The organism is Streptomyces sp. NPDC104226, from assembly GCF_055584085.1.
Map to the genome: position 1 here is coordinate 1 of NZ_JBVJMS010000023.1, position 10,271 is coordinate 10,271.

General features: G+C 69.5%; 8 protein-coding genes. 3 read left to right on the top strand and 5 right to left on the bottom strand.

The window, feature by feature from the left end; translation table 11 throughout:
• Positions 1 to 275 (bottom strand): DUF2637 domain-containing protein (locus ACZ60J_RS39300; RefSeq protein WP_469689031.1); only part of this gene is annotated, 275 nt, incomplete at its 3' end.
• A gap of 418 nt (positions 276 to 693) precedes the next feature.
• Here ACZ60J_RS39300 and ACZ60J_RS39305 point away from each other — a divergent pair.
• Positions 694 to 2,076, top strand: a complete 1,383-nt coding sequence (locus ACZ60J_RS39305; protein ID WP_469689032.1) for a replication-relaxation family protein — start codon at positions 694 to 696, stop codon at positions 2,074 to 2,076.
• Between the two features lie 139 nt (positions 2,077 to 2,215).
• Here ACZ60J_RS39305 and ACZ60J_RS39310 read toward each other — a convergent pair whose 3' ends face one another.
• The 3 genes from ACZ60J_RS39310 to ACZ60J_RS39320 all read right to left on the bottom strand — a co-directional run bounded on the left by ACZ60J_RS39310 (position 2,216) and on the right by ACZ60J_RS39320 (position 5,030).
• On the bottom strand, positions 2,216 to 3,976 hold the full coding sequence (locus ACZ60J_RS39310) for a hypothetical protein (RefSeq protein WP_469689033.1): 1,761 nt from the start codon (positions 3,974 to 3,976) through the stop codon (positions 2,216 to 2,218).
• Between the two features lie 86 nt (positions 3,977 to 4,062).
• Entirely contained in the window at positions 4,063 to 4,548 is a 486-nt protein-coding gene (locus tag ACZ60J_RS39315) for a hypothetical protein (protein ID WP_469689035.1), read from the bottom strand.
• Between the two features lie 113 nt (positions 4,549 to 4,661).
• The gene (locus ACZ60J_RS39320) at positions 4,662 to 5,030 is read right to left on the bottom strand and encodes a hypothetical protein (RefSeq protein ID WP_469689037.1); all 369 of its coding nucleotides are present in this window, start codon (positions 5,028 to 5,030) and stop codon (positions 4,662 to 4,664) included.
• A gap of 165 nt (positions 5,031 to 5,195) precedes the next feature.
• Between ACZ60J_RS39320 and ACZ60J_RS39325 the strand changes: the two genes are divergently transcribed.
• Positions 5,196 to 5,507 (top strand): hypothetical protein, encoded by a 312-nt coding sequence (locus ACZ60J_RS39325; protein WP_469689039.1) that lies wholly within the window; start codon positions 5,196 to 5,198, stop codon positions 5,505 to 5,507.
• A gap of 180 nt (positions 5,508 to 5,687) precedes the next feature.
• Positions 5,688 to 6,962 (top strand): hypothetical protein, encoded by a 1,275-nt coding sequence (locus ACZ60J_RS39330; RefSeq protein ID WP_469689041.1) that lies wholly within the window; start codon positions 5,688 to 5,690, stop codon positions 6,960 to 6,962.
• A 136-nt stretch (positions 6,963 to 7,098) separates the two neighbouring features.
• Here ACZ60J_RS39330 and ACZ60J_RS39335 read toward each other — a convergent pair whose 3' ends face one another.
• On the bottom strand, positions 7,099 to 9,774 hold the full coding sequence (locus tag ACZ60J_RS39335; RefSeq protein ID WP_469689042.1) for a helicase associated domain-containing protein: 2,676 nt from the start codon (positions 9,772 to 9,774) through the stop codon (positions 7,099 to 7,101).
• Between the last annotated feature and the right edge of the window lie 497 nt (positions 9,775 to 10,271).

Sequence of the window (10,271 nt, forward strand, 5' to 3'; positions counted from 1 at the left end):
TTGAAGGCGATCGTCGCCGCCGTCAGCAGCCACGCCGTCTGGCGCAGCAGCGGGAACGGGATCCGGATCCACGTCAGGAGCAGGTCCAGCGCGAGTAGGACGCAGATGCCGGCGTCGATGCCGATCGGGAAGACGAGCGAGAAGCTGCCGAAGCCCTTCTGCATCGCGAGCGAGCGCACGGCGGCGTACGAGCCCGCGAATCCGATCCCCGCGATGACGACGGCTCCGGCGACCACCACACCGATCAATATCCGGTGCGTACGAGTCAGCTGCATCGGCGTCGTCTTCCTCCCCGCGGACACGTAGCGTCCACCCCTCCCCCACCAGGCTCTTCCTGAACAGGCTTCACACTCTCACGGGTCACGCGAGAGGTGATCGGACTTCCCGGCACCTTCGCCAACCCGAACGCCACATGGAGCCGAAGTCAGGTGCCGGCTGCGGTCCCATCCGGCTTGGGTAAGCCTGCTGGGGCTCCTTGCGTGGGCGCTTGTGTTGTTCCTTGTGTTGCCACTTACGTGCCTCATTCTCTCTCATACCGAATTTCCCCTGGTCAGCCCACAGTTTCGAGGCAGAATGACATCGTCACACCCCTTCTTCTCGACCTTCCTTGTTGGTTGGAGAGGAGATCAGCGGGGTCCGGGGGGCCGGCGTTCACCGGACAGGCCGGGTGACCGGTACAGGGAGGCGGAGCTGATGGCCGAGAAGAAGAAGCTGAACCCGAGCGGATCGTCGAATCCGCTGCGGGCAGACGTACTGCGGGTGCTGGGCGTGCTCAAGGTCGCCACGGCCGATCAGATCCAGCGCCTCGCGCTACCGCACCTGACCTACCGGCACACCGGCAAGGAGACAGACGCCAAACGCAAGCAGGCGCGCACCGCTTCGCACCGCGCGGCGCTCGCAGACCTGCGCAAGCACGGGCTCGTCCTGGACGGCGGCGCCACCAAGGACAACGAGACGCTGCGCGGCCTCACCCCGATGGGGCTGGAGGCCGCCTCGGTCGAACTGGGCCGGCCGATGGATGAGATGGGCGGGATCGCCCGGGGCGCGGGCCGCACGGGGGCCTCGCACGCTATGGCGGTCAATGAGACCGTCCTCGCGCTGATCTGCCCGAAGCCCAACCTGAGTCTCCTGGAAGGGGAACCGGCCGACGCGGTCGCCGCCGCACAACGAGTCGTGACCGGCCCGGACGGCATCGGCACCATCGCCTCCTACGCCACGGAGGTGCCGCTGCCATCGACCGGCACGTGGTCCAACGCGGGCAAGGGCGGGGCCCAGGCCGACATCGTCCTCGCGGCCGCCGAGGCCGGGATCCCGCTGATGTTCATCGAGGTCGACAACTGCTTCGAGACCGCCCAGGAGATCGCCGCCAAGTTCGACAAGTACATGCGATTCCTGCGGCGCCGGATCAAGGACACCGACGGCCGGGAGAAGGCGATGTGGCGCACCCGCTGGTCCGCACCCTCCGACCGACACGGACAGACCCTCCACCCGCCCGTCCTGCTGGTCTTCAACCAGATCGGCCCCCGCAACCCGCAGAACACCATGCGGCAGGTCGCCGACCTCACCCGCCAGCACTGGCAGGGCCACCCCCACCGGGAGCACCACACCTACGACGGCAAGATCCCCATCGTGGCGACCACCCTGGACCTGCTCCGCGAGCACGGTCCAGCCGGTGAGGTGTTCTGGCGATTCGGCCGCACCGGACTCCAGCCGCTCCTGGCCGCCGTCGGCAACCCCCGCCAGGTGGCTGCAGAGGCGCGTGCCGAGGCCCGGCGGAACGCCGACGCCGGAGCCCGCGAGGCAGAGCGCCAGCGCGAGCTGGCGGAGCGGGCCGCGGCCAGGGAACGAGAACGGCCCAGCTGCACGCAGTGCGGGGAGAAGTTCACCGATGCCCGCTGGCGCCGCGTCCACGCCCAAGGCTGGGACACCGAGGCAGAACCGCACCCGACGCTCTGCGACGACTGCACGGACAGCACGACCGGCAACCGGCTCCATGGCGGAGCGGAGAGGAACCAGACGAAGGAGGCCGCCGCCGAGCACAAGGGGCGAGGGCTCCTGTCGCGCCTGCGATCCTGACCGGGTAAGCCCAGAGGACCCTGGGTAAGCCTCCCGCCAACAGCGCGGGTAAGCCCAAGGCAGCCCTGGGTAAGCCCTTATGCCGGTGGCGGGACGTCTCCCAGGTTGCCTGAGCCGTGTCCGCCACGCGCTGCTCCGGTCACGCGGCCAGCGCCACGGCCCGGGCCGGACGATCCACGAACACCAGGGGTACCGGTCGGAGGGGCGCGGCCGCTACCGGTTCCACCACCGAGGCCGGGGCCGGTGCGTGCTCGGTGGCCATCGTCCACGGGTCTACCGGTCCGGCCATCCAGACCTCGGCGGCCACCGCGTCGACCTGGTCCCACAGGGCGGCCCGCGCGTCCGTCCCCAGCGCCGCCGGGGCACCAGCCCGCATAAACCCGGTGAGGGTCCGCAGGACGTCCGTACGGAACTTCCGTGCCCGCTCGGCCCGTTGCTCCGGAGTCAGGGCGTCGAGGTGGCCTCCGAGCACTGCCAGCAGGGAGCGGCGCCACGTGCCCAGGCGGCGGGCGGCGCGGGTCGCCAGACGCTCCAGGCCGTCCATGACCGGGAGCAGAGCGTCCAGCAGCCGCTCCACCGCCCGCGCCGGGCCGGTCACGTCGACCTGGCGCCACAGCTCGGCACCGGAATGCGTGCCGTCGGCCAGCAGCCGGCGCGGCGTGGAGGTCTGCACGCCAAACAGAGCAGCCAGCTCCAGCACCACGGCGCGATGGTCCCGAGCCCGGTGCGCCCGGGCGGCCGGGAACGTGATGCGGGCAAGGCCGCGGCCGCCGACCACGTGATGGCGGGAGACCTCGGCCCGCACGGCCGTACGGCGGACCGGCACCTGGGCAGCGTCGTACGCAGCCTGCTCCGCGAACCCCTCGGCGACGTCTTCCAGGACCACGTCCTGGTCCTCGGCGGCGGGCACGTACGGGGCCGGCGCGAACGCCGAGCGGCACAGGCCGCACCGGGCGTCCAGGACCCAGGAGTCCGGGCAGGACCCGCATCCATACATCTGCTCCTTCACCAACTGCTCCACTGCGGCGTCGGCGGCCGCGCTCTCCTCGGCCAGCTCCTGCAGATGTGCCGCCTCGGCACGCTGCCGGGTGGCGACGGCCTCGGCGTGCCGGACGGCGGCCTGGCGTTCGTACTCCGCCCACCGGGCGCGGGAGGCTGCGGTACGGCGGGCGGCTTCAGCTCCATCGGGGAGGCAGGGGAGCAGGTGCGCCGTCTTGCCGTGCGCCAGGGCGCGGTTCACGCGCTTGGAGTGTGTGCGCCACTCCTCCAGGGTGACCAGCGGGGTGGCTGCGGCCAGGATGCGGCGCACCGCGGTGATCCCGTCCGCGGTGGCGGTCACCAGGCCGTCGGCCTCGGCCAGGAACCCGGCGGCGGTCAGGGTGGTGACCAGCTCGGCGGAGATGCGGCGGCCGCCAGGCGTGCGCCGGTAGGCGCCGGTCTCGTCCGCGTGGATGGGCTGCTGGGTGGCGTACTGGACGGCCTCCAGATGGCGCTCCGTCCAGCCCAGGCTCTGCGCCGTCGCCTCAGCGAGCTCCCGCTCACGGTGGGCGGCCATCTCCGCTTGGACCTCGGCGTGGATGGCGGCCGCCTCGGCCTCGGTGGCCAGTTCGGCCTGGACCTGGGCCAGGACGCGGGCGGCGCCCGCCTCCAGCTCTTCCTCGGTGGGGCGGGTGGCACGGTCGTCCTGGTCGGCGCGGACGATGCGGCGAATCTCCGCGTGGACACGGCTCGTGTCCCAGTCGAACCAGCCGGCGCCCCCGAGGCGCTCACCCTCCAGGCTGTAGACGGTCCATGCGCCGCGCTCCAACGCGACGTTGTAGACCTCACCGCGGGTGATGGCTTCGATCATCTCCGTCTGACGCTGCTTGATGGTGATGCGGCGGGCGGTGGTGCTGCTCATGGCGTTGTCCTTTGATTCGTGGCGGTACAAGGGACGGGCCCGGCCGGGGGGGAGCCAGCCGGGCCCGAGGCGGGTGGTGGTGGTGGTCAGGCGGAGCGACGGTCCAGCTCCACGCCGTAACGGTGGGTGCGGATGGCGGCGATCATCTCGGCGTACGCCGCGGTGGTGATGACGTGCTCACCGCCGAACACCCGCCGCACCACGTAGGTCCCACCGATGTCCCGGGCGTCGTAGGCGACGTCCGCGTACACGACGCGGGTGATGCGTTCCCCGGGGTGCTCGGGGTCCTCCACGCGGTCGGACATCTGGACCCAGTAGGACCGTTCGTCGGACGGGAGCGGGCGGGGCTGGCCGTGCGCGCCGAGGAGTCGTACGGGGCCGTCAACGTCGTGGGCGCAGGCGGGGATCAGTGTCTCGGTGGTGTCGCCGCCGTCGCGGATGACCAGGGTCCCGGCCGTCCGGGCGCCGCACGCGCAGATGACCGAGGTCCGGATACGGGCGACGTGCTTGGCGCTGGTGGCGTTCACGGGGTTCTCCTCGGTGTTCTTCGCGGTGTTGACGTCGCGATACATCGGAGCCTCCGCCATTTTTAAGTCGGAGACTTCGACTTTCACGGGATGGATGGAGCCCGCCGGTTGGGGCCAGGCTGGCCGCCGCCCGGTGGCCCCGGGCGGCGGCCGCCGCGTCACGCGGCGGTGCCGTACGCCCGCTCGGGGCACGCGGCCCACCAGCGGCGGGTCTGCGCGGCGAACACCGCGTCGGCCTGGGGGAAGGTGTCGAAGTCGCGCACCTCGGTGCGGACCTCGGAGGGAATCCGGCCGCCGTAGCTCTTCAAGATGAGCTTGATGGTGACGCGGCCCCGGCCGCCGGGCAGGGCGCGGCGGGTCAGCTCGATGGCCGTGTAGTCCCAGGACCAGTTCGGGATGACGGTCCCGTCGGTCATGCGGGTGGAGAGCGCAACCGGCATGTGGACCGAAGAGGCGGTCATGACGATGGAGGCGCAGGCGGCGACGACGGTGGAGGGGGTGAAGCGGGCGGCGGTGGCGGCGTTCATGTTGTTCTCCCTGGTTCCGGTGTGTCCTCGCGGCGTTGACATCACTCTACGTCGGAGACTCCGACATTTACAAGTCGGAGTCTCCGGCAATTGAAAGTTGGAGACTCCGACGTCTCATTGCTCCGATGCTGTCGGAGACTCCAGCACCCATGGCATACTCCCGCCATGGACACCCCGAAGGCCGGCCGGTCGGCCACCACCCGACGCACCCCGCCGCCCGAAGTGGCGGCACTCGTCAAGGAACGCCCCGACCTGCGTGAACTCTGGAACCTCGCCGAGGACGTACGCGAGGCCGAGGCGCGACGTGATGAGCTGATCAAGCGCATTGCCGCCGAGGAGAACCACGGCGACCAGAAGGCCATGTCCACCGTGGCCGGCCTCCACCGGACCACGGTCCAGGAGATCGCCGACCCCGCCGCCGCCCAGGCACGGCGCGATCGACAGAATGCCGCGAAGCGCGCCCGTAACGCCGCATAGCTCCCCGCCGTACAGACGCCCTCCTGCCAGCCGGTGAGAGGGAGTCCTGGCGTTCCTGGGTGAACTCACTGCGCCAGCGGAAGGGGAGGCGTTGTGCAGGCCGGGCACAGCACACGACCTGGGGCGCTGTGGGGATAAAGGCCGAGACTAGTGTCGGTGGCTCCCGGAATACTGGGCGGCATGGACGAAGAGCAGGATCCGGCTGTGGCGGGAAACAATGATGAGCTGGTGGCCGAAGGAGTCCAGCTGCTGAGCCCTGAGGCGCTCACCCACCTCGCCAGCATCAGCCGGACCCTCGCAGCGCACGACGCCGTGAGCGCCAAGCTTGCCGAGGTCGTCCGGGCAGTGGACTCTCTCCCGCTTCAGCGGCACTTGGCAGAGACCACTCTGCGCGGTTCGCGTCTGCACCAGCAGCTGGCTGACCTCACCCGCAAGCAGTGGATCTCCAGTGGATTGGAGAAGCGGCTCGCTGCGATGATCCCACCATCGACGTTCGCCTCCATCCAGATGCCTCCCAGCACCTTGAATGCGATCAAGCTGTCCGTGCCCCTGCAGCAGCTGGCCGACACTGCGGCTGCAGCGGTCCACCCGGCGCTGCAGGCGGTCGCGTTCTCTGAACAGATGCGCGCGCAGCTGCCGCGTCTTGAGTGGATGAGTCCGTCTGTACTCGACAGCATCACTGCTTCGTTCGAATCGTCATGGCATCGCACGCTGCAAGAGATCGCCGAGCAAACACGCTTGGCGTTTCCGCCCGACTTCCTCGAAACGCTCAGCATCGTCGGCGACCGCCTCAAGGTTTGGCTGCCGGACAACCTGAGGCCTTTGGATATCGGAGAGTGGCCGCGTCTCTTTGACGTCAGTGAGGAGGACGGAGTCTGCCTGGCCTGGGCGCCGAGAACGGAACTTGTCGAGGGCTTGCTGGCACGGAGCAGCCGCGAGGACCGACAGCAGTATCTGGTCGACCACCGACTGGAGGTCGCGGAGGACGTCACGGAGAGCTTGAGCGAGGTTGACCACCCGGAGCTGCTCGACCATGCCGACTTCGTCCGGGAAGCCGCTGCCTGCGTACGGGACGGCCGGGACGCTGCTGCCCAAGCTCTTCTCGGGAACACGATCGACACCGTCATGCGCCGGCATGGCCACGACTGGATGTCGAGTACCTTCCCCAACGCCCAGTTCACCGGCTCCAGCAGCCACAAGAGGCTCACGGAAGTTCTCGCTATCCGTCCAGCGCGGGAGGAGCTGGAGATGCTGAAGTTTCGCCCCTACCTCCTGGTCAGTGCCATGAAGAATGTCTTTGCCCAGGGCGACCGGCAGGACACGTTCAACCGCCATCTCGGAGCCCACCAGGCATCCAAGGACAGCTACCGCAGTGAGTTCGCCGTGGCCTCGTTGCTCATAGCCCAGGCCCTGCTGCGTCAGCTCGATCACCACCTGCACGCCGCACAGCCGTAGTGCGTGTGTCCCGCGACGTTGGCACTCACTCGGCAAGGGGGAGACCCGTATGTCTCCACAGAAGAGACATACGGTCTCTATTCGGCGAGTGGCGTTAGCGTCGAGAGACCGCTTCACCAACGGTCCGGGCGGCCGCCTATGCCCATTCGGCTCCGATCTCGGTGAGCATGGCGCGTTGCTCGGGTGCGAGCGTGGTGCGTCGGGACTTTGTGTTGGAGACCCACACCCCAAGCTTCACCAGTACAGGGGCGGACTCGCCCTTTACCGTGATCTCCTCTGTGTGGCTGCGGGGGACACGGTGGTGGCCTTCGCGGGCGATGTACTGCGCGAGGGCCGCTACGCCTCGCTGGAAGGCCGGTGACGCCTTCCCTGGTGCCGCCCCCGGGGCCCTGGCTGCTGGGGCGGTGGTGGCTTGTTCGGCGGGCTGCAGGCCGAGCCTGGTCAGCCGCTCCTGCTGCTTGGCTGACAGGTTGGCCCAGGTGCGCGACTTTTGCTGAAGGGCGATCCACCTGCCGAGGTCGTCGCCTTCGAAGAGCACGCCGGGTTGGATGTCGGGCAGGAGGCCGCCGGCCTCGGTGTCGGCGAGGTCAGCGAGGATGCGGTAGTGCCGCTGCCAGTCGAGCGGCCAGGGGCATTTCCAGTCCTTGTCGATCGCCCTGAGCTGCTCGGCGCGTGTGCTGGCGGTCTTCTCGTTCTTGCCCAGGCCGCCGGGACGGCGCAGGTTGGCCATCAGCTGCCCGATCGGCAACTGCTCACCGTCTTCGCCCCAGACGGCGTCCTGGCGGGGCGCGAGGTGCCCGTGGGCACGCCGGTATGAGCGGAGCTGCGCGAGTTTGGTCTCCCAGGCTTCCTCGCCCGGCTCCCACACCATCCCCTCGGCGTCCAACTGCTCCTTGCGATGGTCTTCGAGCTCTCCTGTCCGCAGGGCTTTGCGCTGCTGGTGGACCCACCGCCCCAACGGGAAGGCCTTGGTGATGCCGACCGCGGCCTCGGTGTCGTACGGGACGGCGTAAAGGCCGGTGATGCCGTGTTCGGCGCGCCAGCGTCGAAGGGCCTGGTAGCCCTCGAGCCACACCAGCGACTCCGGCCGGTACACCCGGGTTCGCAGGAACGCGGCGATGGTGGCGGCGTCGCGCGGGCTGGAGAAGTGCAGCAGTGCTGACTCCACCGCGGCCTCGCTTCCGTCTGCCCGCTCCTCACCGGTACCGGCGCCTTCGCCGCCGGCCCCGACGATCCGCCCGTCGGCGTCCCGCTGCAGGTGCGGCTGCCGTTCTCGGCTGCTGCGGGAGAGTGCGCGGGAGGCGAGCTGCTCGACAAGGTGGGCGTCGTGTGAGCGGAGCCCGTTGAGGACAGCGACAAGGGGCTCGAAGGAGGCGCTGGCGACCATGTCTTCGGGGTCTTCGCCGGGCTGGAGGAAGACGGGCACGATGATGCGGGCGACCTTGGTGGTGCCGTCCGGGTTCGGGCGCAGCGCGCGGCCGATGTTTTGGACGATCTCGACTTGGGAGCCGCGGGTGTCGGCGAAGCAGATCGCCTCCACCCCGCGTTCGCCGGTGATGTCGACGCCTTCGCCGAGGACGCGTACGGAGGCCAGGAACGCGCGGTGGACCCGCCGGTTCTGCGTGTTGATGCCGTTGGCGAACTGGCGCAGGGTCTCACGCCGCTCGGCGACGAGGTGGTCGCCGCACAGCCAGGCCGACCAGACCCGGTCCGGCGGGACATGACGGCCGGCCTCCAGCTCGTAGGGCTCGGCCTCGATGGAGGAGGCGGGTAGGCGCTCCGCGCTGGCCAGGGCGGTGTCGGAGGCCTCGGTCATGTAGAGCTCCGCGGCGGTCTCGGGGAGCTTCTGCGCGAACGCGGCGGCTTCCTCGACCCGCTGGTGGAACGTCATGACGGTGCGCAGGTTGTGTGCCGCGGCGTGTTCGAGGAGCGCGGTTTGCAGGAGCGCGAGCCGGCGGCCCCGTAGGGATTGTTCGGACAGAACGAGGGGTTGGCGTTCGGGTTCGCGGATTTCGAGGACGTCGATCTCGAATCCGGCGAGGATTTCGCGCTCGATGGCCTCGCTCAGCCCTAGCTCATAGATCCACTCGCCGTATGTACCTGCCGGATCGGAGGTCATGGAGGCGATCTCCAGATCCTCCTCGCTGTTCTTTCCCTTCTGCGGGCGGGCCGCGAGGATGCGCGGGGTGGCGGTGAGGTACATCCGGAAGGCTGCCGGGATGCGGGTGTTGTCGTGGATCGCGGCCCAGGGCCGGCCGAGATCCCCGGCGGTCCCGTGGGCTTCGTCGACCACGGCGAGGTCGAAGGGTGCCATGGCTTGCCCGTACAACCGCTCCCCACCCGCCAGCGCGGCCTCCAACGGCCCGCGAACCTTCTGCCGACCCAGAGGGGCGCCGGGGTCTTCCCGGTCGACGAGGGAGGCGTACGTGGCGAGGACGACGACGGGTCCGCTGCCGGCCCAGAGGGCGAGTTGGATGGGGTTGGTTGTGGCGCGTACGCCGAGCTGCTCCAGGACGTCGTCCTTCTCCAGCGAGCACACGGCGACCATCGGTCCCCGGTGCCCGACCCGCCGCCAGGCTTGGGCGGTCTGGACGAGGAGGTCGAGTGTGGGGACGGTGACGAGGATCCGTCCGCCCCGGAAGTTGTCGAGGGCGGCGTATGCGGCGGTGATCGTTTTCCCGGAGCCGGTTGCTGACACGACCGTGGCACGCGCACCCTCGTCCGGCACGGTGTTGTGGGTGGGGAATCCCACCCATTTTCGGATTCGTGAGTTCGCGTCGACTTGGTGTTCTCGAAGCTGAATGGAAGTCATGATGACCGTCTTCTGTCGAGTGGAACGGGCACGCCGGTCCGGGAGCCTCTCCGGATATCCTTCATTTTTTCCAATGCTACATTGCATCATCCTGCCTGTCTGGCATACACTGAAACCGACAGCACCCCCCGCCCCTGCTCTTCTTGTAGCCAGCGGACCCGCGTAGCGGGTTCAGGGCCTGGAGGCGAAGCCGGAAGGCCCTTTCGAGGGTGGGGGAGGGAGGCGGACTCACCCGACGGGCTGTCAGGCCCGGACCCCGTGAAACGGGGTCACTTCCCGTGCGGAGCACGGGAAGTCCCTGGCCCGGCGTAGCCGGGCCCCTCCCGGTGGAGCGCAGCGGAACCAGGAGGCAGTCCGGAGCGAAGCGCAGGACTCCGGCCCGAAGGGCCGGCCATGGGCTCGGAGCGAAGCGGAGAGCCGTCCCCGAAGGGGGCCGCCCCCGCGCAGCGGGGGCGTTCGGTCCCCAGCGCGCAGCGCTGGGGTACCCGCTCCGCGGG